We start from the raw sequence: 24,728 nt of genomic DNA, 5'->3' as shown, positions 1-24,728 counted from the left end.
TCCTAAGAGGCCGAGGGGCGCAGCAGGCATGCCGTTAGCAGATAAGCATGAGGGGACGACGACAAAGGCCTTCGCGGGCCTCAGGGTCCTGGATTTTTCGACCACCATCGCCGGCCCCCACTGTGCGCGGATGCTTGCCGACATGGGCGCCGAGGTCATCAAGATCGAGACCGACGGCGGCGAGACGATGCGCACCCGGCCGCCGCTGCGCAAGGGGTGCAGCACCGTATTCGGCCAGCTCAACGTCGGCAAGAAAAGCGTCGTGCTCGATCTCAAGTCCGAGGAGGGCAAGGAGGCGGTGCGCCGGCTCGCCGCGACCGCCGATATCCTGGTCGAGAACTTTCGCCCCGGCGTGATGCACCGGCTGCGGCTGGACTATGACCGCCTGCGCCCGGTCAATCCCAAGCTGATCTATTGCTCGATCTCGGGCTACGGCCAGACCGGTCCCTCGGCCGAGCTGCCGGCCTACGCGCCGGTAATCCATGCGGCCTCCGGCTACGACATGGCGCATCTCGCCTATCAGCCCGGCCGCAGCCGGCCGGATTATTGCGGCATCTACCATGCCGACGTCGTCACCGGCACTTACGGTTTCGGCGCGATTGCGTCGGCGCTCTATCAGCGCACGGTGACCGGGCAGGGCCAGCACATCGACGTCTCGATGCTGGAATCGATGCTGACCTTGACGGTGGTCGAGCTGCAGAGCTCGCAATTCGCGGTGAAGCCACCGCCGCGCCCGATGTTCGGGCCGACCGAGACGGCCAATGGCTATGTCATGATCACGGTCGCGAGCGAGAAGACGTTTCAGTGCCTGATGGGTGTGATCGGCCGTCCCGAATGGATTTCCGATCCGCGCTTCTCCACCTACGCCGCGCGCCGCGAGAACTGGGCCGACATGATGGACGGCGTCGAGGCCTGGTCGCGGCCGCTCACGACCGACGCGTGTCTTGTCGCGCTTGGCGCGGCTGGTGTGCCGGCCTCGGCCTATCGCACCGCGTCCGAGGCGCTGGCCGATCCGCAACTCGCGCACCGGCAGGCGCTCTCGTCCGTCGAGGACGAGGGTGGCTCGTTCCAGGTGCTCAATCTGCCGTTCCGGATGTCGGGCGCCGACACCACGCCCGCCAAGACGATGGCCGTGCTCGGCGAGCACACGGACGAATTGTGCGAGGAGATCGGCCTCGCCGGCGATGCGCCAATTCCGTCAGGCAAAACGGCTGCGACAAACTGAGCGCATCGCAGCACCACTACAGCGTTTGATCACTCGCGTGTTCCTCTTGCCGTGGCGAACATTTATCGCCAATCTCGCCCGAGTCATTCAACGATCCGAAACATCGGACGAGGGATCCCGGGAGGAACCATGACGAACCTTGCTGCCGCGGCGCGCAAGCACGCGCCGATTTTCCTTGTTGCGGCATTTGCTCTCCTTCCGCCGGCTGAGCCGGCACAGGCGCAGAAGGCGGGCGGCAGCATCACCGTCGGTCAGGAGCTGGAGATTACGGGCTTCGATCCGCTCAAGGTCGGGGTCTACGACACCTCGACCTTCACCGCTGCGGCCGCGATCTTCGATACGCTCACCACGCTCGACGACAAGGGCGAGGCCGCGCCCAAGCTGGCAGTGTCCTGGACCCATTCCGACGATTACAAGACCTGGACCTTCAAGCTGCGCCAGGGCGTGAAATTCCACGACGGCACGCCGTTCAATGCGCAAGCCTTCAAGGAGAACTTCGATCGGCAGAAGGACCCCGCCAACAAGTGCCGCTGCGCCTTCTACATCACCAACGTTAGGGAGGTGCAGGCGCCCGACGAATATACTGTCGTCTACAATCTCACCGATCCTTCCGTGAATTTGCCGGCGACGAACACCATCCAGAGCCAGAACAACGTCGTGCATTCGCCGACGGCGTGGAAGACCAAGGGCGACGACTACAATCGCAATCCCGTCGGCACCGGTCCCTACATCCTGAAATCATGGACGGCCGGCGATCGCATGGTTCTGGAGAAGAACCCGGGCTACTGGGACAAGGGCCGTCCCTATCTCGACCGCATCATCCTGAAGCCGCTGCCCGACGCCCAGTCGCGTTTCGCCTCGCTGCAATCGGGCGAGGCCGACATCATCTGGGACGACGAGAACGACGCTGACAACATCATGAAGGCGCAGAAGGACTCCAAGCTCACCGTGCACACCTATAAAGGCTCGGGCGCGCAGGTCTATGCCTTCAACACCAAGGTGGCGCCGTTCGACGACGTCCGCGTGCGGCAGGCGCTGGTGATGGCGATCGACCGCCCGAAGATGTCGCAGGCGATCAGCAACGGCCTGAGCCGGCCCGCGACCAATCCCTACGGCGACGGCTCCTGGGTCAAGTGCAAGGACGACGGCGCGCTGCCGTTCGACGTCGAGAAGGCCAAGGCGCTGATCAAGGAGTATGGCAAGCCGGTCGAATTCAAGACGATGGTGACTGCGACGCCCCGCGGCCGCATGATCGGCCAGGTGCTCCAGCAATTCTGGAAGCGCGCCGGCGCCAACATGGAGATCGAGCAGGTCGACCAGGCCACCATCCCGCCGCGCGCCTTCATGCGTCAGTTCCAGCTCATACCCTGGCGCATCGTCGACCTCGCCGATCCCGATCCGCAGATGTATGCGAACTTCCGCAGCGGCAGCCCGCTGGCGCTGGCCAACTTCGCCGATCCGGAGCTCGATCGGCTGCTCGACCACTCCCGCGTCACCGCCGATCCCGCCGCGCGTATCGAGGACTATTGCGCGATCAGCCGCCTGATCAACAAGGAGGCAATCTGGTTCTGGACCTTCCAGAACACCTATTACGCGCTGTCGAGCGCCAAGCTGAAGGGCTTTCCGAAAATCTACAACGGCGTGATCGACGTCTCGACCACCTGGCTGGAATGACCGCGCGATGCTGAACTTCGTCGTGCGGCGGCTCCTTGCCATCCTGCCGGTGCTGCTCGCCGTCTCGCTGCTCACCTTCCTGATCGCCGCGTTGCTGCCGGGCGACCTTGCCTATGTCATCCTCGGCGATCAGGCGACGCCGGAGAATGTCGCGGCGCTGCGCCGTGACATGGGGCTCGACCAGCCGCTGTGGTGGCGTTACCTGAGCTGGCTCGGCCATGTCCTTCAGGGCGATCTCGGCCGCTCCTTCCGCACCGGGCAGACGGTGTTGCAGGCGGTGGCCGAGCGCATTCCGGTCTCGCTCGAGCTGATGCTGATGGCCGAATTCATCGGGCTCCTGATCGGCGTTCCGCTCGCGATCGCCTGCGCTGCGCGCGCCGGTGGCGCCTTCGACCGCTTCATGACCGGCAGCGCCTTCGCCATGCTGTCGATGCCGTCCTTCCTGATGGCAATTTTGTTGATCTATCTGTTCGCGGTCGAGTTGCGCTGGCTGCCGGCGACCGGCTATGTGCCGTTCACCGAGGAGCCGCTGTCGAACCTGCGCTTCTTCGTGCTGCCGGCGCTGACGCTGGCGCTGGCGGAATGGCCTGGAATCATGCGGGTGCTGCGCTCCGACATGATCGCGACCTTGCAGGAGGACTATATCGCGCTCGCCAAGGCGAAAGGCCTCAAGCCCGCGCGCATCCTGTTTGTGCATGCGCTCAAGCCATCGTCGCTGACCCTGGTGACGGTGACGGGCATCAACATCGGTCGCCTGCTGGGCGGCACGCTGATCGTGGAATCGATCTTCGCGCTGCCGGGCATCGGCCGCTTGCTGGTTGGCGCGATCTACACCCGCGATCTCGTCATCCTCCAGGGCGTGGTGCTGCTGGTCGCCTGCGGCTTCGTCCTCGTCAATTTCATCGTCGACATGCTCTACGCCGTGCTCGATCCCAGGATCCGCCATGGCCACGCTTGAGCTGTCGATGCAGGACGAGGCGGTCTCCGAGCCGGTTCGGCGCCGGCGCAAGCTCGGCATTCTGTTCTGGTCGGCAAGTGCCTGGCTCGCGATTGTCCTGACGCTCGCGATTCTCGCGCCGGTGCTGCCGCTGCAGAATCCTGTAGACATGGACATGCTGGAGCGCCGTGCGGCGTTCTCCGGGGAACACTGGCTCGGCACCGACGGGCTCGGCCGCGACGAATTCGCCCGCCTGATCTTTGGCGCGCGGGTGTCGCTGACGGTGGGGCTGATCGCGCCGATGATCGGCCTTGCGCTCGGCGGCGCGCTTGGTCTCCTCGCCGGCTATTTCCGCGGCCGGTTCGAGACGCTGGTGGTCGGCAGCATGGACGTGCTGCTGGCGTTTCCACCGCTGATCTTCGCGCTCGCGGTGACCGCCTATCTCGGCCAGTCGATTCCCAATCTCACCCTGATCCTCGGTGTGCTCGGCATTCCCGCCTTCATGCGGGTAGCGCGCGCGGCCACGCTGACGCTCGCGCGGCGCGAGTTCGTGATCGCTGCCGAGGCGCTCGGCGCCAGCCATGCGCGCATCCTGCTGCGCGAGCTGCTGCCGAACGTGATCCTGCCGCTGCTGGCCTTCTTCCTGCTCGGCGTCGCCGTCACTATTGTGGTCGAGGGCGCGCTGTCCTTCCTCGGGCTCGGCGTGCCACCGCCGATGGCGAGCTGGGGCAGCATGATCGGCGAGGGGCGCGACAGCCTCGACGTCGCGCCGCGGCTGGCCTTCCTGCCGGCAACGGCGCTGTTCTTGACCGTGCTGGCCTTCAACCTGGTCGGCGACACCTTGCGGGCGCTGACCGACCCGCGTCAGGGGGCGCTGTGAGCGCGCCGCTTCTGACCATCGAGGACGTGGCGGTCGAACTGCCGACCCCCCGCGGCAATTTGCGCGCTGTGGATCATGTCGATCTGTCGCTGGAGGCGGGCCGCACGCTCGGCATCGTCGGCGAATCCGGCTGCGGCAAGACCATGCTGTCGCGCGCGGTGCTTCAGCTCTTGCCGAAGAAGGCGAAGCTGACCGGGCGCGTGATGTTCGACGGCCAGGACCTGGTGCGGCTCGATGCCGAAAGCCTGCGGCGCCTGCGCGGGCGCGACCTCGCGGTCGTGTTCCAGGACCCCATGACCTCGCTCAACCCGGTGCTGACCATCGGCACCCAGCTGATGGAGACGATCCAGGAGCATCTCGAACTGGATGCGCCGGCGGCGCGGAAGCGCAGCATCGAGCTGCTCGCCGCCGTCGGCATTCCGGCGCCGGAGCAGCGGCTCGCGCAATATCCGCATCAATGTTCCGGCGGCATGCGCCAGCGCATCGCGATTGCGATCGCGCTGTCCTGCGAGCCGAAACTGTTGATCGCGGACGAGCCGACCACGGCGCTCGACGTCACGATCCAGGCGCAGATCCTCGATCTGCTGGCGCGCGAGCAGCGCCGCCGCCACATGGCGATGATCATCATCACCCACGATCTCGGCGTCGTCGCCGGCCGCGCCGACGAGGTCGCGGTGATGTATGCGGGCAGGGTGGTCGAGCGCGCGCCGACGCAGGCGTTGTTCAAGCGCATGCACATGCCCTATACCGAGGCGCTGCTGGCGGCGATCCCGAAGCTGGAGACCGCGCCGCATACGCCGCTGCCCGCCATCTCCGGCCGTCCGCCCGATCCGACCCGGCCACTTAAAGGCTGCTCGTTTGCGCCACGCTGCCGCTATGCCGCAGGGCGCTGTCACGAGGCCAAGCCCGAATTGAAGGGCGCGGAGATGCCGGGGCATCTCTATGCCTGCTTCAACCCCATCCAGATGACGGAGGGGATTGACGCATGATGCAGTTTGCCATGCCCGCCGAGCCGCTCCTGAACGTCGACAATCTCGTCGTCGAATATGGTCTCGGCAACAAGACGGTGCACGCGGTCTCCGGCGTCAGCCTCCAGGTCGCGCGCGGCGAGACGCTGGGCCTGGTCGGCGAATCCGGCTGCGGCAAGTCGACGCTGGGGCGCGCGGTGCTGCAATTGCGCCGCGCCAAATCCGGCCGCGTGCTGTTCGACGGCGAGGACCTCACCGCGATGGAAGGCGAGGCGCTGCGCAAGATGCGCCGCCGCGTGCAATTGATCTTCCAGGACCCGATCGCCTCGCTCAATCCGCGCCGGCGCATCGGCGATATCGTCGCCGAGCCGCTCATCATCGCCGGCGTCAAGGATGCCGCCGAACGCAAGCGGCGCGTTCACGAGGTGTTGTCCGCGGTCGGGCTCGATCCTGACATCGTGGCGGGCCGCCTGCCGCACGAATTCTCCGGCGGCCAGTGCCAGCGCATCTGCATCGCACGATCGCTGGTGCTCAACCCCGAATTCATCGTCTGCGACGAGCCGGTCTCGGCGCTCGACGTCTCCATCCGCGCGCAGATCCTCAATCTGCTCGAGGAGATGAAAGCGCGCTTCGGCCTGACGCTGCTGTTCATCGCGCATGATCTCGCGGTGGTGAAAGCGGTCAGCGACCGCGTCGCGGTGATGTATCTCGGCCGCCTCTGCGAGGTCGGGCCGTCGGAGCAATTGTTCGCAAGGCCCGCGCATCCCTACACGGACCTGTTGTTGCAGGCGATCCCGGTGCCCGATCCGGACGTGCGTCCCGTCGAGAGTGTGGCGACCGGCGAGCCACCATCGCCGATTGCGCCGCCGTCCGGCTGCCGCTTCCGCACCCGCTGCCCGCGGGCCGACCAGCGGTGCAGCGCGGAGATACCGGAGTTGCGCGAGGTCGCACCCGGCCAGTTCGCGGCTTGCCACCATCCGCTGGCCTAAACTAGAGCCCCGTTCCGATGTGATCGGAACGGGGCTCTAGATTCTCGTTTTGACGCGTTTTCTTTACGCGAACCGGTATCCACTTCGCTCGAAAACGCTGTAAGACGGCTCCCGGATTTGTTTCGCCCCGCCGGTCATGGCATGGTGGCGACGACAAGAAGTATGCCGGGAGGACGCCGATGAAGAGTTTCAAGGTCGCCGATTTCAAGGCGCCGCTGCAGGAGTTCGACGAGGCCACGCCGCAGCCGTCGGGCACGCAGGTGCTGATCAAGGTGAAGGCCGCCGGCGTCTGCCACAGCGACCTCCACATCTGGGAAGGTGGCTACGATCTCGGCCACGGCCGCAAGCCGCTGTCGCTGAAGGACCGCGGCATCAATCTGCCGCTGACCATGGGCCATGAGACGGTCGGCGAAATCGCAGCCTTCGGCCCCGACGTGAAGCCGACCGACCAGGGCGATCTCAGGCTCGGCGATGTCGGCCTCGTCTATCCCTGGATCGGCTGCGGCAAGTGCGCCACGTGCCTGGCCGGTGACGAGAACATGTGCCTGACGCCGCGCTCGCTCGGCGTCTATTGCGACGGCGGCTATTCCGACCACATGCTGGTGCCGCATCCGCGCTATCTGCTCAACCTGAAGGGGCTCGATCCCGCCTCGGCGGCGCCCTACGCCTGCTCTGGCGTCACCACCTACAGCGCGCTGAAGAAGGTCGAGCAGCATTTTGACACGCCGATCGTGATGTTCGGCGCCGGCGGCCTTGGCCTGATGGCGCTGTCGCTGCTGAAGGCAATGGGCGGAAGAGGCGCGATCATGGTCGACATCGACGCCAGGAAGCGCGAGGCCGCGGAAAAGGCCGGTGCGCTCGCGACCGTCGATCCCAAGGCGCCGGACGCGCTGGAGCAGCTTGCCAAAAAGGCGGGCGGGCCGATCCGCGCCGTGATTGATCTCGTCGGCAACGCCGCGACCACGCAACTCGGCTTCGATTGCCTGACCAAGGGCGGCAAGCTCGTCATCGTCGGCCTGTTCGGCGGCGGCGCGACCTGGGCGCTGCCGCTGATCCCGATCAAGGCGGTGACGATCCAGGGCAGCTATGTCGGCAATTTGCGCGAGACCCAGGAGTTGCTCGACCTCGTGCGCGCGAAGAACGTGCCGCCGATCCCGGTGACGCGCCAGCCGCTCAACAAGGCCAACGACGCGCTGGTGCAATTGCAGCAGGGCGCGGTGGTCGGTCGCACGGTGCTGACGCCGTAATAAACGCTCTCTCCTCCGTCATTGCGAGCGAAGCGAAGCAATCCAGAAATCCCTCGGCGGACACAGTCTGGATTGCTTCGTCGCTTCGCTCCTCGCAATGACGTCCTTGGCTCGTCCTTCCTAAGGTCTCTCAAATGTCCGCAAACAACGCCTTCCACATTGCCGTGCTCGCCGGTGACGGCATCGGTCCCGAAGTCATGGCACCGGCCATCGAAGTCCTGCGCAAGATCGAGGCGAAGTCCGGCCTGAGCTTCCGCTTCACCGAGGCGCCCGCCGGCGCCAACAATTATCTCGCGACCGGCAAGTCGATGCCGGATTCCACTATCAAGCTCTGCGAGGAGGCCGACGCGATCCTGCTCGGCGCTTGCGGCCTGCCGTCGGTCCGCTACCCCGATAATACCGAGATCGCGCCACAGATCGAGCTGCGGTTCATCTTCGATCTCTATGCCGGCGTGCGCCCGGCGCGGCTCATTCCGGGCGTGCCGAGCCCGATCGTCGGCGCCGACCAGCGCGGCATCGATCTCGTCGTGATCCGCGAATCCACCGAAGGCCTGTTCGCCTCGATGGGCAAGGGCATCGTCACCCATGAGGACGCGCGCGAGACCATGGTGATCACGCGCAAGACCTCCGAGCGCCTGTTCGAGTTCTCGTTTCGGCTCGCCGAGCGGCGCAAGGCGCGCGGCAAGCCGGGGATGCTGACCTGCGTCGACAAGGCGAACGTGTTCAAGGCCTTTGCATTCTTCCGCGGCATCTTCGACGAGATCGAGAAGAAGCATCCGAACGTGAAGACCGACCGGCTCTATGTCGATGCCTGCTCGGCGATGCTGGTGAAGCGTCCCTGGGATTTCGATGTGATGGTGATGGAGAACATGTTCGGCGACATCGTCTCCGACATCACCGCGAGCCTGATCGGCGGCCTCGGCATGGCGCCGTCCGCCGATATCGGCGACAAATATGCCGTGTTCCAGCCCTGCCACGGCACCGCACCAGACATCATGGGGCAGGGCAAGGCCAATCCGACCGGCATGATCCTGTCGGCGGCGATGATGCTGGACTGGCTCGCCGACAAGCACGGCGTCGAGAGCGCGGCGGAAGCCGGCGAGCAGATCGAGCGTGCAGTGGATCAGATCTACGCCGGCGGCATCAAGCCGATGGAGTTCGGCGGCAGCAATGGCACGGCTGACATTACGAAAGCGGTGCTCGCTGCGCTGTAGTTACCGCAGGCGGTCGATATCGGAGGAGCCGGAAGTCAATGAGCAATCCGGTTCCCGAGCACTATCGGCACCTCAGGACCTTCGCCTTCGGCGACAATCCTGCGCTCGCGGATGAATTGGTCGAACTCGTCGTCAAGGGCGTCAAGACCGCGACTTGCAGCACGGAGGACGAACCGAACACGTCCACGCCCGGTGAACTCTGGGTCGTGCTTGACGGACGGGGAGAACCGCGCTGCGTCATCGAATCCGTCGAGATCACCTATCGGCGCTTCAATGACGTCGATGCCGCGTTTGCGCACGATGAGGGCGAAGGCGATCGAAGCCTCGCCTATTGGCGCAGCGCCCATCGGACCTATTTCGGCCGGCTCGGGCGATTCAGCGAGGACATGATGCTGATGTGCGAGCGCTTTCGCCTGATCGAGGTGTTTGGTGATCAGAAGCTGACGCCCGCGCCTTGCTGAGCCCGGACGCCGAGGCTACTTGCCCGTAAACTGCGGCTTGCGCTTTTCCATGAAGGCCTGCCGGCCCTCGCGAAAATCCGCGCTGTCCATGCAGGCGTGACCGATCGCCCTGATTGCCTCCAGGTCGCGCTGGCTCTCGTCCTTCAACACCTGCGCGATGGTGATCTTGGCGGCCTTGATCGCGAGTGGGGCGTTCTCGGAGATGGTCTGCGCGATCGTCATCGTCTCACCCCACAACTCGTCGATCGGGAACAAGCGCTCGACGAGGCCAATGCGCAGCGCCTCGGCGGAATCGATCCGCATGCCCGTGTACATCAGAAGCCGTGCCCAGGACGGACCGACCAGCGACACCAGATGCTTCAAGCCGTCATAGCCGTAGGCGATGCCGAGTTTTGCCGCGGGAATGCCGAACTGACTGCCATGCGCGGCGAGGCGGATGTCGGCGAGCATCGCGACCTGCATGCCGCCGCCGAGGCAAAAGCCCTCGATGCAGGCGATGGTCGGCTTGGGATAGTCGGCGAGCAGCGCGCGCTGTGCGGCGCTGCGCCTGGCATATTCCTCGGACGCCGCCGCGTTGTGGCGGGTCTTCTCGAACTGGCTGATGTCGGCCCCGGAGACGAATGCCTTGCCGCCGGCGCCGCGCAGGATCACGACGCGCACCGTCTCGTCATCGCGCAGGCTCGTCAGCGCCTCGCCAAATCCCTCCCACATCTCCAGCGACATTGCGTTGCGCTTGTCGGGATTGTTGAAGGTGATCACGCCGACGCCGTCGATGACCTGCTTGAGGATCTTGCCGTCGGCATGGGGTGTTTCGGTCGTGCTGGAAATGTCAGGCATTGCGCGCTCGCTGTCGTAGGCCGGGCGCAATGTGCGGCCGGGGCGCGGCCCGGGTCAACCGCGACGAGGGACGCGGCTTTGCATCCGCCTGTGCCGCGATTGCATGGCGCGAGAAGCGGTTATACCTTGAGCATGATCTTTTCGGAAAACCGCTGCACACTTTTCCGGATCATGCTCTACTGCGTTGCGTGCATGTGCGCGGTCAGGGGATGGCTGCCTGCATTGCTGAAGAACGCCGCCTCTTCGGCGGTGGCCTCCAGCAACTGCTCGTCCTGATCATAGACGTCGTTGCGGAACTGGACGGTCTGGTCCTTGGTCATCCATGCGGTGAGGTAGATCCAGGCCACCGGCACCTTCTTCGCCATGGCGACCTCGAGGTGCTGGCCGCTCGCAATCTCCGTATCGATCGCGGCGCGGCTCCATTTCGGCTGGTCCTTCAGCAGCCAGGCGGCGAGATCGCGCACATTGTCGACGCGCGAGCAGCCATGGGAATCGAAGCGGTAGTCGTCGCTGAACAGATTGCGCTGGTTGGTGTCGTGCATATAGACCGAATAGGAATTCGGCATGTCGATCTTCACCGCGCCGAGCGCGTTGAAGGTGCCGTTGTGCTGGCGCACGGTGAAGTTCGGCGTGTGCGTGCCCGACCAGTCGACCGAATGCGGGTCGATCGGATTGTCGTGGGCGTCGAGCACCTCCATGTGCATGCGCGACAAATAGGTCGGATCCTTGCGCATATGCGCCGAGATCTCGGTCTTGGCGATCGAGGACGGCACCGTCCAGGTCGGATTGAGCACGACGCTGGTGATCTGGGCCGTCAGGGTCGGCGAGGGCTTTTCGGTCTTGCCGACGATCACGCGATAGCGCCGTACCACCACATCGTTCTCGACCGCTTCGGCAAACGCGGCGGGGATGTTGACCACGACATAGCGCTGGCCGAAGCCGAAATTCATGTTCTCGAGCCGCTGGAGCGAAGCCTCCAGCTGCCGGATGCGCTTCTGCACGGAGACGTTCATCGCCGCGACCGTGCGCGGCGTCACCGTGCCGGTCGGCGCCAGGCCATGGCGGGCCTGGAAGCGCTTCACGGCGTCGGCGAGATCCTGATCGAAAGCGCCACTGGCCTTGTCGGCGGCGAGATCGCCGGAGACGATCAGACGCTTGCGCAGCAGCTCGTCGCTGGCGCCCTGGACGCCGAGGGCGAACTTCGCATCGGCAGGGATGGCTGGCCAGCCGCCGCGTACGGCAAGATCGGAGTAGCTGAGCGCGGCATCCTTGATGCGCTGGGCCGAGCCCTCGTCATAGGTTGGCTCGTGCGTCAGCGCGAGCGCCGCGGCGGAGCGGCTCTCCGCCGTCGAAGCGGGTGCGGCAGCCTTCGGCGCGGCAGCATGGGCCGGGTTCGCCGCTGCGGGCACCGTACCGGCCGCCGTTGCCGGCCTCGGGTTTGCCTGTCCCGTGGTTTCGGTTTGCGCCAGCGCGGAAGCGCTCGCGAGCACGCCGACGGCAACGATCATCGCATGGCGTTTCGACATGTGTCCCATTTTCCCCACGAGGACGAGGCCCGGACGGGCGCTCGCATTGGCAATTCCCGCTCGCCGCGCTGCGTGCGCCGATTCGCAAAAATCGGCGGGAAGCTAGAGCCCCGGAGTTGAGGTCCCATTAAGCACGGCAGTCGAAAGCCCGCGCGTTCGCGGCGGGGCGTCTCGATTGGGTCGCAGCAGGGGCGGGATGGGTTCGCGAAATCCGCGGCGATGGCGGGCAAAATTGCCGGGAAACCCGCAGCAAGAAATCCGCAAGAAAAAAGGGCGGCTTGGCCGCCCCGAAAGGAGAGCCGCGCGCAAGCGCGCGGACTGGGTCTCGTTCAATCCGGCCGCGCCCCCGTGACGCGGCGGATTGAACATCGGCCGTAAAGGTCGGAGCCCGATCGGCTCAGGCCTCGTTCGCTGCGATCGATTCCATCAGCGAGACGAGCTGACGCTGCACCGTCTGGTCCTTGATCTTGCTGTAGGCGCGCAGCAGGCGGAGGCTGAAGGCGGAATCGAGGAACAGCAGGCTCTCGACTTCGCGCGCCTTGTTGTCGCCGTCATAGAAGAAGGTCACGGGCACATCGAGGGCGGTGGCGATCTGCTGAAGCCGAGCCGCGCCGACGCGATTGACGCCCTTCTCGTATTTCTGGACCTGCTGGAAGCTCACGCCGAGCTTCTCGCCGAGCTCGGCCTGCGAGATCTTCATCTCGACGCGCCGCAGACGGATCCGCTTGCCAAGCTCAATGTCCGGCTTGCCGGCGCTGCGCTGCTTCATTCTTTTCGCCGCTGCTTTCATACTCTCACCTTTGTTCTTCGGTTGAAAATCCCCCGAAGAGCTGGGTCAGGGGTTCGCCCATATACTCGTCCTTGAATTCATGCGGATGCACGAACTCTTCCTTAAACCACGGGAATCGCGCCGGATTGAAAGCCTCGATCAGCCAGTCAATCATGTGCCGAACACGTGGAATCCGGCCGCTACCAGGGTGGTAGGACAACCAGATATCCAGCGGCCTGTTCAGCTCGACCTCCAGTGGAATCAACTTCCCGCCAAGCGCAATGGCGTAGCTCGGGAATACGCCGATGCCGGCGCCATTCGCGACCGCCCAATAATTGGCGCTTGAGACGTTGGTCTTCATGACCAGCAGGTCACGTTCCGGAACGCCTGGGAAGAAGCTCTCGAAGGTTTCCTTGGCGGCAAGCTGGTCGGCGAATTGCAGCACCAGGCGGTGCTTGATCAATTCGAGCGCCGAGCGCGGCGTGCCGTGTTTTTCAAGGTATTTTTCCGAAGCCCAGAACATCAGGTGCATGCGGCCGAGCCGCACCAGCTTGACGTCGAGCGCGGAGGGACGCGACAGATGGATGGCGACGTCGGCCTCGTGACGAGAGACATCGGCCGAGCGCATCGCGCAATGCAGGTCGACCAGGATCTTCGGATAGGCCTGCTGGAATTCGACCAGCCGCGGGGCGAGCCAGAACGTCCCGAGACCCTCGGTGACGGCCACGCGAACTTCGCCGGACAGGGCGTTGGCCGTCGAATCGCTGGTGCGCAGCACGTCGAAGGCGGCCGCCTCCATGCGCTCGACTGCGGAGACCACCAGTGCACCTTCATCGGTCAGATGCGTGCCGTGGACGTCGCGGGTGAACAGGGTGGTGCCGGTCTGGCGCTCGAAATCATCAATCCGGCGGCGGACGGCGTTGATCGACAGCGACAGGCGTTCAGACGCCGAGCGAAAACTGCCGCATCGAACGACTTCCAGGAATATGCGGGCCGCATCCCAATCGGAGAGGCCGCTGATGTTGATCTTTGGGCGTTCCTCCTGTGGAACGCCCCTTTCCGCCAAGGAGTGCATACAAGTCCCTTCGGGTTGCTAAACTGGCAGAATTGGGCGCAAACCACAACCACTGCGGGTTGGGGAACGGCGACTTTTGAACGCCATCGTTACTGCCTCGTGGGCGGTATCCGAGTGTTACCAAGGCTGAGAATCGAATCGGCCGACCAACGTTGGAATGAGGGGTGTGGCGTGAGTTCCGTTGCGAGCCCTGAAATGGCTGCAGGATTGTCGGCGTTTTCCGTCACGGAAGTCCTTGCGCGCGAGCTGTCGCCGCGCGGAATGGGTCGATCATCCAGTGCCGCGCGTTCGACTCCCGGCCACGACGATAATGGCGTCCCGCGCAGCGGGTCGATGTTCGCGGGAGCCACGGTTTCCCGGCAAAATCATACTGAAATCATGTTCGGAGGCGTCGGCGCCTCGTGTTATTCTCGGTATCCCATGGGGGCCGAGGGGATTTCCACAAACACGTCTCGCAGGCCGAACTAACGGAAAGAACGCCGGTGTCGCATTCAGACGAACAGTTGCAGTCGGTGCTGGAAACGCTTGAGGAGTGCCGCAAGGTTCTCAACGAGAGCAATAACCGCGAGTCGGCCGAGCTGCTGTCCATCGTCATCCTCGACGTGCGGATGAAGCTCAAAGGAATTGACAGTGCCGATCTCAAGGCGCTGTGCGACGAAATGTTGCGGAGCGCTGGAAGCGAACCGCAGCCCCCCTCCAAGCAGACGCAGGACCAGCCCCGGCGTCCGCTGCTCCGCGTGGTGAAGTAGCCGCGCCGCCGAGTCTCGCTTTTTGGCGAGGTTTGTGCGCGTCCCGATGCCGCATCTGTGATCGCAGACGGCATCGGGAGGAGCCTGGTTTCGTGCGCCTCTGTTGTGCGCATTCCCCGGCATCGGCTACACCAGAGCCGGTTCGGCTCCCGCCCGCGCGCATTCCCGGTGCGCGGCCAAAGAGCCTGAGATGGCTCCGACTGCATCATGCAAAATGTCTCGATCCCGGCGGCCCTGATTGCCGGCCTCGTCAGCTTCCTCTCTCCCTGCGTTCTGCCCCTGGTTCCGCCCTATCTGATCTATCTCACGGGCGCCACGATCGAGCATGTCGAGAACAAGGAGCCGGCCTCGGCGTCCAAGCGCGCCATCATGATGTCGGCGCTCCTGTTCGTGCTCGGCTTCTCCACGGTGTTCGTGGCGCTCGGCGCCAGCGCTTCGCTGATCGGCGGGCTGATTCGTGCCTGGTCGGCCGAGCTGTCGATCCTCGCCGGCATCGTCATCATCATCATGGGCCTGCACTTCCTGGGACTGACGCGGATCGGCCTTTTGATGCGCGAGGGGCGCCTGACCGCGCCCAAGCCTGTCGGCCTGTGGGGCGCCTATGTGATGGGCCTCGCCTTCGCCTTCGGCTGGACGCCCTGCATCGGCCCGATCCTCGCCGCGATCCTCTCGATCGCCGCGGCGGAGGCGACGGTGACGAAGGGGGCGGGCCTGCTCGCAGTCTATTCGGCCGGCCTCGGCATTCCCTTCCTGATCGCCGCCCTGATGATCGAGCAGTTCTCGAAGCTGTTCGCGCGCATGAAGGGCCAGCTCGTCAATGTCGAGCGCGCCATGGGCGTCCTGATGGTGATCACTGGCATCGGCTTCCTCACCGGCACGGTCTCGAATGTCAGCATCTGGCTGCTCGAGACGTTTCCGGCGCTGCAGACGATCGGTTAGCTCACGCTGTCGGCACGGCAGTCAGGTCAAACCGGACATGCGCGACGATGCCGGTCGCGCCACTCCGGTTCTGATGCATCAGCCTGAAGCCGTGCCGGTCGGCGGTGGATTTGGCGATCGCAAGACCAAGCCCGGTCCCCTCGACGCCCTGGGGCGCAGCCCTGAAGAAGCGGTCGTAGATGAACGGCATTGCATCCTCGGGAATGCCTGGGCCGTCATCGACGATCTCCAGCGCGCAAATCTTGCCGTCATTGACGACCCTGAGTTCCACGGAGCCGCCTGAACCTGAATAGCGAATGGCGTTGTCCAGCAGGATGGCGATGAGCTTGGCGATCGCGTTGCGATCGCCGAGGAACCTGCACGGTGTCTCCGCCGTCATCGCGAGCTGGACGTTGCGCGCCTCAGCCAGCGGATAGAAGTCGGCCAGCAACGATGTCGCGAGCGCGGCAAGATCGACGTCGTCGCGCTTCCGGATCGAGGCGCCTTCCGTTCTGGCCATTTCGAGCAACTGGCTCGCCAGATGCGATGCGCGCCGCACGCCGTCCCGAAGTTCGTCGGCAAGCTCGCGAGTCTGTCCGGACAGTTCTGCGGCGATCAGGTTTTCCGCCTGAATCTGGAGCGCGGCCAGAGGTGTCCTCAGTTCGTGCGCCGCGTCCGCCACGAAGCGGCGCTGCGCGTCGAGTGCCGACCGGTGACGATCGACGAGCTTGTCGATGGCAACGATCAGCGGAGCCACTTCCGCCGGTACGCCCACCGGACGCAGGGGCTCCTGCGCATCGACGCTGCGCTGGCCGATTTCGGCCGACAGCCGTTGCAGACCGCTCATCGTGCGGCTGATCGACCAACCCAGAACGGCCCAGACCAGCGGGATGGCGAGCAGCAGCGGAAGCGCGGCGCCTGTCGCCGCGTGCAGCGCGATCTCGTGCCTGGCGCTCCACGCTTGCGCGATCTGGATATCGTGCTGCGCGTGGCTCCAGCGATAGACGCGCCAATCCTGCCCGTCGGCGGTCACGTCGGACAATCCCGGCACTGATTGCCAGGGAATATCGATCGGAGGACCCGCCCGATGCACCAGCGCGCCGGAGCGATCCCAGATGCGGACGACCAACTGATCCTCGTCTTCGCTTTCGAGCAGCGGACCCGCACCGTTGCGGTCGCCTGGACCGACATTGACGGCGATCTCCTGCAACTGCGCGTCGAGGAACTTGTTCATCTCATAGGCGACAAGGCCGAACGATGTTGCCGTTGCCAGGAGGCCGATGGCGGCCAGCAACAGCGTCGCACGCGTGATGATCGTCTTGCGAAGAGAGCTCATGATCCGGACTTCGTGACCATCCACCCGGCACCGCGGATGTTCCGGATGACGTCCTTGCCATACCGCTTGCGCAAGCCGTGGATGACGACGTCAACGGCGTTGCTCTGCACCTCGTCGCCCCAGCCGTAGATCCGGCTCTCGATCTGGCCTCGCGACAGAATGGTTCCGGGACGCTCCATCAGGGCGTACATCACCGAGAACTCCCGCGCGGAAAGCGTCGATTGGATGCCGCGGAAGGTCGCCACATGGGTCGATGGATCGAGCGTGATCTCCTTGCTGCTCATCAGCGAATTGGAGCGGTCGTTGACCCTGCGCATGACCGCGCGGATGCGCGCGAGCAGGGCGCGCAACTCGAACGGCTTGACGATGAAGTCGTCGGCGCCGAGATCGAGTCCCGCGACCATGTCCTCGACCCGGTCGCGGGCCGTGATCACCAGGATGGGCGAAGCCTTCCTGCTGCGCGCAGCCTTGAGAATCTCGAAGCCAGTCATGCCGGGCAGTCCGATATCGAGCAGCGTGATCGCGTGCTCGGCGCGTTGTAGCGCGGCGTAGCCGTCCTGTCCGTCGCGGGTCCAGTCCACGGTCATTCCGTTTCGCTTCAATCCGCGGACGAGCGCCTTGCCGAACATCAGATCGTCTTTCGATCAGCAGGAGGCGCATTGATTCAGGGAAAATCGCTGTGTTGGAGTGGTGGCGCGTCGCAGCACCAAGCGCCACATTCGACACCGCGGCCAAATGGTCAACCGCCTGCGCCTCAATTTAGAACTCTTACAAATTTGGGCGTGAGCGGAGAGAGGCTCGACCTATTCTAAATCCGATCTAATCCTCATCTAATTCTTCGCATTGCAGATGCGCCCCGGTTCGGGACCGCGAAGCCGTCTTTCAGAGCGGCACGCGAAATTTTTGGGGCGTTGCAGATGGAATTGGGTTGTTGGGCTGGCCGCAAGGCGTTGCGTGGTTTTCTGCTGTCGACGACGGCAGCGCTGTCATTCAGTGGTGGGCTGACGATGCAGGCCGGCCCGGCCTCTGCGCAGCAGGGGCAGGCGGCGGGAGCCTTGCCGTCAGTCGTCGTTTCAGCCCCGCAGCAGCGCGCCCGCCGGGCGCAGACCGCGACCACCTCGCGCGCAGCGCGATCGAATCGTCGGACGGCCACCGTCGCACCGGTCGAGAAGAAGCCGCCGAGCGTCAACAATCAGGACGCGCGTACCGGCCAGAAGGGCTATATCACGCGGAGCGTGACCAGCGCGACGAAGACCAATACGGCTCTCCTCAACGTGCCGCAGTCGGTGACGGTGCTGACGAAGGATTTCATCAGGGACCAGGCCTTCACCTCGATCGGCGAGGCGACCCGTTATGTGCCCGGCGTGATCTATCACCAGGGCGAATCGCATCGCGACGACCTCGTCATCCGCGGCCAGCGCAGCAACGCCGACTTCTACACCAACGGCATCCGCGACGACGTCCAGTATTTTCGCGACTTCTACAACATTCAGCGGCTCGAGGTCCTGAAGGGGCCGAACGCGATGATCTTCGGCCGCGGCGGCGGCGGTGGCGTCGTCAACCGCGTACTCAAGGAGGCCGACGGTACGACCATTCGCGAGGTGACGGTCGGCGGCAATTCCTATCCCGGCGCCCGCGTGACCACCGACGTCGGCCAGGCGATCAACGAGAACTGGGCCTTCCGCCTCAACGCGATGTACGAAAACACGCAGAGCTATCGCGATTTCGTCAACCTCGAACGCTGGGCGATCAATCCTACCGCGACCTTTGCGCCGAACGACACCACGACGGTCAAGCTGAGCTACGAGCATCTGCACGACCGGCGTACCGTCGATCGCGGCATCCCTTCGCAGATCCGCCCCGGAAACGCCTTCCCGCGCTATCCCTACGATACGTCGCCGTCTGCGTTCTTCGGCAACCCCAACCTCAACTATGCGCTCGCCGATGTGGATATCGGAACCGCTGTCGTCGAGCACGATTTCGAGAACGGGTGGACGATCAAGAATTCGTCGCAGATCGCCAACTACGACAAGTTCTACCAGAACATCTATCCGGGCGGAGGAGCCAATTCCGGTGCCGTCAATGCCGCCGGAACCTCGAGCAATCTGCAAGCATACAACAACGAGACCGACCGGACGAATTACTTCAACCAGACCGATCTCACCTACAAATTCGGGACGGGCCCAATTCGTCACACCGTCGTCTTCGGCGCCGAGTTGGGCCGTCAGAACGGCCTGAACTACCGGCAGAGCGGGCTCTTCAATGGCGTATCGTCGACCATCACGATCGATCCGAGGAATCCGACGTCGTACGTTCCGGTCACTTTCGCCAATAACGGGGGGACCGATGCCAACAACACCTACAAGCTCAATCTCGGCGCCGTCTACGTCCAGGACCAGGTCGAGATCACGCGCTATCTGGAGCTGATCGGCGGCCTGCGGTTCGATCACTTCGACCTGACGTCGCGAGACCGCCGCACATTCGTCGAGCTCAACCGGGTCGATGATCTGGTGTCGCCACGCGTCGGTGTCCTGTTCAAGCCGCTCGAAAACCTGTCGATCTACGGCAGCTACAGCATCTCGTATCTGCCGAGCGCCGGCGACCAGTTCAGCGCTCTGACACCGGGCCTGGCCATCGCAGCGCCCGAGAAGTTCGTGAACAAGGAAGTCGGGCTCAAATACGACATCTTCCCGAGCCTGCAGTTCGCTACGGCGATCTACGAACTGGACCGGACCAATCAGCGCTTTGCCGATCCCAACAATGCGGGATTCTTCATCCTGAGCGGAGCCACCAAGACCCGCGGCCTCGAAGCGTCTCTGACAGGCTACGTGACGGACGCCTGGCAGATCACGGGCGGCTACGCTTACACGGATGCGCGGATCACCAGCAACAACTCCGCGACCATTGTCGCCGGCAACCGCGTGGGACTTGTGCCGTACAATACCTTTTCCCTCTGGAACAGGTATCAGTTCACGGAGCAGTGGGCCGCGGGCCTCGGTGTGATCCACTACTCGAACTTCTTCGCATCGTCCGACGACACCGTGCTGATTCCGGAGTTCACGCGGGTGGACGCCGCCGTGTTCTTCAGGCTCAACGAGACCTGGCGCGCCCAGCTCAACATCGAAAATCTCCTCGACCGGAAGTACTATTCGACCGCGGACGGGAATAACAACATCACGCCGGGGTCTCCACGTGTGTTCAGATTGTCAGCCACGGCGAACTTCTGATGGTGTTGAGATGACACGCGCGAGTGGCCGGGCTGAAGGCAGATCGACGGCACGCAAGAGCAATCGCGCCGCACAGGCGGCGCGACAGCGCTGCTTCGTGCTGGAGATCAACCAGAGACCGGTTCTGGCGTTCTCGGCCAGCTCACTGCGATCCGCCCGGGCGCGCGTGCAGGAAGCCTGGTTCGTCGAGGAATTGGAGAGCATGTGTTCAGGTGGGCGTCCTCTCCTGTGCCCGGATCATGTCCGACACGTCAGGCTCGCGCTTCCGGCGGAGATTGCCGCGGTGGAACTCGGACGCGGCCTCGATGAGGCGCGCGGCGAGGACGCCAAATATGGCTTCGCGTTTCTCGTTCCGATCGACGTGCCGCCGAATTAACGGCGTCGACCGCTTTTTCTATTGAACCGCGAAGCGCGCGAGCGCCTCGCGGTCGATATCGATACCTAGCCCCGGTCTGTCAGGCACCCGCACGAAACCCTTCTCGTGCTCGATCGGCTCCTTCAAAATCGCCTGCCGGATCGGATGCTCGGTGCGGTCGAACTCGAGCATCGGTTCGATCGGCGCAAGCGAGGTCGGCGTGTGTGACGGCAGCACGGCGAGGAGCTGGAGCGAGGCCGCGATCGCGATCCCGGTGCCCCAGACATGCGGATTGTAGCGGATGCCGAACGCCTCGCTCATGTCGGCGATCTTCTTGCATTCGGAGAGGCCACCCGCGGCGCAGGTGTCGGGCTGGGCGATGTCCAGCGCATGCGATGCGAACAGGTCGCGAAAACCGAAACGGGTGAATTCGCATTCGCCGCCGGCGATGGGAATCGTCAGCGCGGATCGTACCGCGCGATATCCCGCGACATCCTCCGGCGGCACCGGCTCCTCGAACCAGCCGATGTCGTAGCGCTCAATCATGCGGCCGAGCCGGATCGCCGCCACTGCGTCATAGGCGTGGTTCGCATCGACCATCAGCGCGACATCCAGGCCGATCGCCTCGCGCACCGCGCGGGTGACCGCGGCGTCCTCGGCGATGCCGAAGCCGACCTTCAGCTTCACGGCGCGGAAACCCTCCGCGGCGTAGCCGGCCGCTTCCTCCGGCAGGTATTTGAGCGGATCGCCTGATTTGCGCCGGTAGAGCCCGGTCGCATAGGCCGCTATCTCCTTGCGCGCGGCGCCGCCGAGAAGCTGATGCGCTGGCACGCCGAAATGCTTGCCCTTGATGTCCCACAACGCGATATCGATGCCGCTCAGGCCCTGGATCACGACGCCCTTCTGGCCGTGATCGCGCAAGCGTGCGTAGACCATCTGCCACAGCACGTCGGTGCGCAGCGGATCCTCGCCGATCAGCAAGGGCGCGATGCTCTGCACCACCGCCGCCGTCATCCGCGCCGGCCCGTAGCATTCGCCCCAGCCGGTCAGGCCGTCATCCGTCTCGATCTCGACCAGCATCGCGGTGCGCGTGTCGTACCAGGCGCGCGAATAGGCGAAGGGCTGCGAGAGCTTTGCTTCGAGGATGTGCGTGCGCACCTTGGTGATCTTCATCGCCGATGTTCCTTCAATCCGTTCACCGCGCCTCGTCCAGCACGCACGTCACCGTGCAGACGACGCCGCGCGGCAGGAAGTCGACGGTCGCCTCGCCGCCGAGCTGGTCGCGCGCGCTGCGCTCGATCAGGCGCGATCCGAAACCGCGCTGCACCGGCTCCGTCACCGGCGGTCCGCCGATCTCGCTCCAGATCAGCCGCAGCCGGGGCTTCGGCGTGTCGGCGATGACCTCCCATTCCAGCGTGACCCGGCCGGTCTCGTTCGACAGCGCGCCGTATTTCGCGGCGTTGGTGGCGATCTCGTGCACGATCATCGACAGCACCACGGCGAGCCGCGGCGACAGCGGCACGGTGGGGCCGGCCATGCGGATGCGATCGGGATTGCTCAGCAGGAACGGCTGGAGCACGCGCGCGATCACGTCCCTCAGCTCCGAGCCCGCCCATTTCTCCTGGCTCAGGAGATTATGCGCCTCGGCGAGCGCACCGAGCCGTCCCTCGAACTTGGTCCGCTCGTCCCGGCTTGAACTTCGGAAGGTCTGCACTGCGATCGCCTGCATCAAGGCCAGCGTGTTCTTGACGCGATGGTTGAGCTCCTCGATCAGCAGATTGTGCAGCATCTCGCCGCGCGCGATCGTGGTCGCCATCCGCACCGCGAAGGTCAGGCCGGTCAGCAGCAGGATGCCGCCGATCAGGCTGGTGATCGCGATGTCGCGCCAGAGCGGGGCGATCAGCGATCTCTCGGCGACACCGGCCACGACCGTCCAGCCGGTCAGCCGCGATCTCGTATAGGCGGAGGACAGCGCGACGCCGTCGAGCGAAACGGTGGAGAGGGTCGCCTCCGGCGTCCGGGCCATCGCATCGTTCAGTGCGCCGGAGGCCTGCTTGCCGAACGTCTCGGCCGGATTGGGCGCGCGCGCGAACACGCGACCCTTGGTGTCCAGCAGCGACACCGTCCACTGATCGTTCGGCCGCTGCTGCTCGACCAGTTTCTGGAATGTCGCGATCGGCGGGCTGAAGGAGAGCGCGTAGACGACCTCATCGTTGCGCAGCACGGGAACCTCGACGGTCACGATCGGCCGGTTCTTGGTCGAGCCGGTGAACAGGTCGGAATATTGCGGTGACTTGCTCGCAAATACCCGCTCGACGATCTCGCGATTGTTGCGGGGTGGCAGGTTTGTCGTTTCACTCGTGACGGTCGAGAACAGCTGGTGCCCGCTCCCGTCCGCCACCAGCAGGACGCTGTCCTCGCCATATTGGCTGATGAACCCGGTTGCCAGCCGGCGGAAGTCGTCGAAGTCGCCGCTTTGCAGGGCGTTGCTGAGCGCCAGCACCTGCAAGCCGCCGGTCATCCGCTGCACTTCGGAATCGAGCACGAGGCGCATGCTTCGCACCGTCTCCAGCACGCGTCGTGTCGCGTCGCTGCGGTCCTGGCGATAGTTGGAATAGGCAATACCGACCGCAAAGACGATCAGCGGCAACATCGTTCCCGTGACCAGAAGAGCGAGCCGGACCGGCAGAGTGAGCTTTGACAAACGCGGGCGTCCCGGTTCCAGCGCAGCGGCGCCGGATTATGATTTTGGGGAGACCATACGGGTGAGACTTCCACCGCGCCACGATTTTCGCGTCCGGCGAGCACGTCAGGGAGAGATTTTGCAGCGCGGTCGCGGGCGTCAAGTCGCGCACCGAGGCTGAAAGCGGCATGAAGACCGTCAGGTCTGCACGTCCAACTGAGGAGGATGACGCAGTTCTGATTTTGTGGGCCGTGCCCGCCGTTCTGGTGCTCGGCGGCGGAATTTATCTGGTCGGCCATATGCACTACAACGACGGGCCCTCGCGATCGATCGCGAGGGCCCGTTCTTGTTGAGACGCAGCTCAGAGATTGCTCTCGGTGATCGCCGCATAGACCATGCTGCGCAGTTCGCGCCGGAGCGGATAGGCGCTCGACGGCAGCACCTGCGTCATGAAGATGGTGATCAGCTCTTCGGCCGGGTCGATCCAGAACGAGGTCGTGGCCGCACCGCCCCAATTATATTCGCCCGGGCTGCCGGCGATCAGCGTCTCCGCCGGCCGCATGGTCACGGCGAAGCCGAGGCCGAAGCCGATGCCGTTATAGGTGGCTTCCGAAAACAGCGAGCGCGACACCTCCGGCAGCGCGCGGCCGCCTGGAATGTGGTTGCTCGTCATCAGCGCCAGCGTCTTCGGCCCGAGCAGGCGGACGCCGCCCAGCTCGCCGCCATTGAGCAGCGCGCGGCAGAAGGTGAGATAGTCGGCGACCGTCGAGCATAGTCCGCCGCCGCCCGAGATGAACGAGGGCGGCGACAGGAACGAGCTCTTGGTCGGGTCGTCCTGGAGCGTCAGGCCCTCGCGGCGCTGGCCGGCATGGAAGGTCATGCCGCCACCCGGGTCGGCGGAGTAGCAGGCGGCGAAGCGATGCGCCTTGGCGGCCGGCACGTGAAAATCAGTGTCGGTCATGCCGAGCGGATCGAGGATGCGCGTTTTAAGGAACTGCTCGAAGGGAATCCCGGAGATTTTTCCGACGAGATAGCCGAGCACGTCGGTCGCCACCGAGTAGTTCCAGGATTCGCCCGGCGAGAACTCCAGCGGAATTTTTGCCAGCGCCTCGATCATGCTCTGCAGCGTGCCTGACTTCTCGACCTCGCCGATCTTTTCGGTGCGATAGGCGGCATCGACGTTGGAACGCTGCTGGAAGCCGTAGGTGAGACCGGCGGTGTGCCGCAGCAGGTCGACGATCAGCATCGGCCGGGACGGCGGCCGGGTCAGGAAGGCCGGCGCGGTGCCGGCGACGAACACGCCGAGATCCTTCCATTCCGGAATGTATTTGGCGACGGGCTCGTCGATCGCCACGAGGCCTTGCTCGACCAGCATCATGAAGGCGACGCTGGTGAGCGGCTTGGTCATGGAATAGATGCGGTAAATGGTGTCGTCCTTGACCGGCGCCTTGCGCTCGACGTCGGCAAAGCCCTGCACCGAGCTGTGGGCGACCTTGCCGCGGCGATAGACCAGCAGGTGCGTGCCCGGGAAGCGGCCGGCATCGATGTAGCGGCTCTTCAGATGCGCATCGACGCGGTCGAGCGCGGCCTTGGACATGCCCACGGATTCGGGCGAGGCGGGGGTAGGGGCGAGCATCAGTTCCTCCGGGGCGTTTTGT

General features: G+C 64.6%; 21 protein-coding genes and 1 pseudogene. 13 read left to right on the top strand and 9 right to left on the bottom strand.

Going from position 1 to position 24,728, the window contains the following annotated elements; translation table 11 throughout:
* The first annotated feature begins 28 nt into the window (after nt 1-28).
* The 9 genes from AB7G19_RS31850 (at nt 29) to AB7G19_RS31810 (ending at nt 9,595) form a co-directional block, all read left to right on the top strand.
* On the top strand, nt 29-1,225 hold the full coding sequence (locus AB7G19_RS31850) for a CaiB/BaiF CoA transferase family protein (protein ID WP_354114745.1): 1,197 nt from the start codon (nt 29-31) through the stop codon (nt 1,223-1,225).
* A gap of 129 nt (nt 1,226-1,354) precedes the next feature.
* Nucleotides 1,355-2,899: an ABC transporter substrate-binding protein gene (locus AB7G19_RS31845; protein ID WP_085404450.1), complete on the top strand. Its 1,545-nt coding sequence runs from the start codon at nt 1,355-1,357 to the stop codon at nt 2,897-2,899.
* Between the two features lie 7 nt (nt 2,900-2,906).
* Nucleotides 2,907-3,857, top strand: coding sequence for an ABC transporter permease (locus tag AB7G19_RS31840; protein WP_071915956.1), 951 nt, complete (start codon nt 2,907-2,909; stop codon nt 3,855-3,857).
* Nucleotides 3,844-4,716, top strand: a complete 873-nt coding sequence (locus AB7G19_RS31835) for an ABC transporter permease (RefSeq protein WP_085404449.1) — start codon at nt 3,844-3,846, stop codon at nt 4,714-4,716. The genes AB7G19_RS31840 and AB7G19_RS31835 overlap by 14 nt, the downstream gene beginning before the upstream one ends.
* A complete protein-coding gene (locus AB7G19_RS31830; protein ID WP_085404448.1) occupies nt 4,713-5,705 on the top strand; it encodes an ABC transporter ATP-binding protein in 993 nt (330 codons plus the stop codon). Before AB7G19_RS31835 ends, AB7G19_RS31830 begins: the two co-directional genes overlap by 4 nt.
* Nucleotides 5,702-6,673 carry an ABC transporter ATP-binding protein gene (locus AB7G19_RS31825; protein ID WP_085404447.1) on the top strand — a complete coding sequence of 324 codons (972 nt, stop codon included), beginning with the start codon at nt 5,702-5,704 and terminating at the stop codon, nt 6,671-6,673. Before AB7G19_RS31830 ends, AB7G19_RS31825 begins: the two co-directional genes overlap by 4 nt.
* 179 nt (nt 6,674-6,852) lie before the next feature.
* Nucleotides 6,853-7,920: an alcohol dehydrogenase gene (locus AB7G19_RS31820; RefSeq protein ID WP_135215076.1), complete on the top strand. Its 1,068-nt coding sequence runs from the start codon at nt 6,853-6,855 to the stop codon at nt 7,918-7,920.
* A 134-nt stretch (nt 7,921-8,054) separates the two neighbouring features.
* Complete coding sequence (locus AB7G19_RS31815; protein ID WP_085404445.1) at nt 8,055-9,134, top strand: isocitrate/isopropylmalate dehydrogenase family protein; 1,080 nt, start codon at nt 8,055-8,057, stop codon at nt 9,132-9,134.
* 38 nt (nt 9,135-9,172) lie between these two features.
* Nucleotides 9,173-9,595, top strand: a complete 423-nt coding sequence (locus tag AB7G19_RS31810) for an ASCH domain-containing protein (RefSeq protein WP_085404444.1) — start codon at nt 9,173-9,175, stop codon at nt 9,593-9,595.
* A 15-nt stretch (nt 9,596-9,610) separates the two neighbouring features.
* On the opposite strand, the gene AB7G19_RS31805 is transcribed toward AB7G19_RS31810, so the two are convergent.
* From AB7G19_RS31805 to AB7G19_RS31790, 4 genes are all read right to left on the bottom strand, one after another.
* Complete coding sequence (locus AB7G19_RS31805) at nt 9,611-10,432, bottom strand: enoyl-CoA hydratase (RefSeq protein WP_085404443.1); 822 nt, start codon at nt 10,430-10,432, stop codon at nt 9,611-9,613.
* A gap of 176 nt (nt 10,433-10,608) precedes the next feature.
* Complete coding sequence (locus tag AB7G19_RS31800; protein WP_135215077.1) at nt 10,609-11,958, bottom strand: L,D-transpeptidase family protein; 1,350 nt, start codon at nt 11,956-11,958, stop codon at nt 10,609-10,611.
* A 397-nt stretch (nt 11,959-12,355) separates the two neighbouring features.
* On the bottom strand, nt 12,356-12,727 hold the full coding sequence (locus tag AB7G19_RS31795) for a helix-turn-helix domain-containing protein (protein WP_014497036.1): 372 nt from the start codon (nt 12,725-12,727) through the stop codon (nt 12,356-12,358).
* 25 nt (nt 12,728-12,752) lie between these two features.
* A complete protein-coding gene (locus AB7G19_RS31790; protein WP_038943246.1) occupies nt 12,753-13,802 on the bottom strand; it encodes a LysR family transcriptional regulator in 1,050 nt (349 codons plus the stop codon).
* 482 nt (nt 13,803-14,284) lie between these two features.
* On the opposite strand from AB7G19_RS31790, the gene AB7G19_RS31785 reads away from it, so the two are divergent.
* Nucleotides 14,285-14,551 (top strand): hypothetical protein, encoded by a 267-nt coding sequence (locus AB7G19_RS31785; protein WP_028152051.1) that lies wholly within the window; start codon nt 14,285-14,287, stop codon nt 14,549-14,551.
* A 207-nt stretch (nt 14,552-14,758) separates the two neighbouring features.
* Nucleotides 14,759-15,490 carry a cytochrome c biogenesis CcdA family protein gene (locus AB7G19_RS31780; RefSeq protein WP_085404442.1) on the top strand — a complete coding sequence of 244 codons (732 nt, stop codon included), beginning with the start codon at nt 14,759-14,761 and terminating at the stop codon, nt 15,488-15,490.
* Nucleotide 15,491: 1 nt separating this feature from the next.
* On the opposite strand, the gene AB7G19_RS31775 is transcribed toward AB7G19_RS31780, so the two are convergent.
* A complete protein-coding gene (locus AB7G19_RS31775; protein WP_085404441.1) occupies nt 15,492-16,805 on the bottom strand; it encodes an ATP-binding protein in 1,314 nt (437 codons plus the stop codon).
* Nucleotides 16,802-17,465 (bottom strand): annotated as a pseudogene (locus tag AB7G19_RS31770) (response regulator transcription factor). Before AB7G19_RS31770 ends, AB7G19_RS31775 begins: the two are co-directional and overlap by 4 nt.
* A gap of 257 nt (nt 17,466-17,722) precedes the next feature.
* Here AB7G19_RS31770 and AB7G19_RS31765 point away from each other — a divergent pair.
* The gene (locus AB7G19_RS31765) at nt 17,723-20,032 is read left to right on the top strand and encodes a TonB-dependent receptor (RefSeq protein WP_094184428.1); all 2,310 of its coding nucleotides are present in this window, start codon (nt 17,723-17,725) and stop codon (nt 20,030-20,032) included.
* Nucleotides 20,033-20,129: 97 nt separating this feature from the next.
* A complete protein-coding gene (locus tag AB7G19_RS31760; RefSeq protein WP_135215078.1) occupies nt 20,130-20,408 on the top strand; it encodes a hypothetical protein in 279 nt (92 codons plus the stop codon).
* A gap of 18 nt (nt 20,409-20,426) precedes the next feature.
* On the opposite strand, the gene AB7G19_RS31755 is transcribed toward AB7G19_RS31760, so the two are convergent.
* From AB7G19_RS31755 to AB7G19_RS31745, 3 genes are all read right to left on the bottom strand, one after another.
* Nucleotides 20,427-21,560, bottom strand: a complete 1,134-nt coding sequence (locus tag AB7G19_RS31755) for a mandelate racemase/muconate lactonizing enzyme family protein (RefSeq protein ID WP_085404438.1) — start codon at nt 21,558-21,560, stop codon at nt 20,427-20,429.
* Between the two features lie 22 nt (nt 21,561-21,582).
* Nucleotides 21,583-23,040, bottom strand: a complete 1,458-nt coding sequence (locus AB7G19_RS31750) for a sensor histidine kinase (protein ID WP_085404437.1) — start codon at nt 23,038-23,040, stop codon at nt 21,583-21,585.
* A 391-nt stretch (nt 23,041-23,431) separates the two neighbouring features.
* The gene (locus AB7G19_RS31745) at nt 23,432-24,706 is read right to left on the bottom strand and encodes a serine hydrolase domain-containing protein (RefSeq protein ID WP_085404436.1); all 1,275 of its coding nucleotides are present in this window, start codon (nt 24,704-24,706) and stop codon (nt 23,432-23,434) included.
* Nucleotides 24,707-24,728 lie beyond the last annotated feature (22 nt).

It is taken from the genome of Bradyrhizobium sp. 215_C5_N1_1, from assembly GCF_052075935.1.
Classification (GTDB): domain Bacteria; phylum Pseudomonadota; class Alphaproteobacteria; order Rhizobiales; family Xanthobacteraceae; genus Bradyrhizobium; species Bradyrhizobium barranii.
This window is presented reverse-complemented; position numbering and strand designations above follow the sequence as displayed.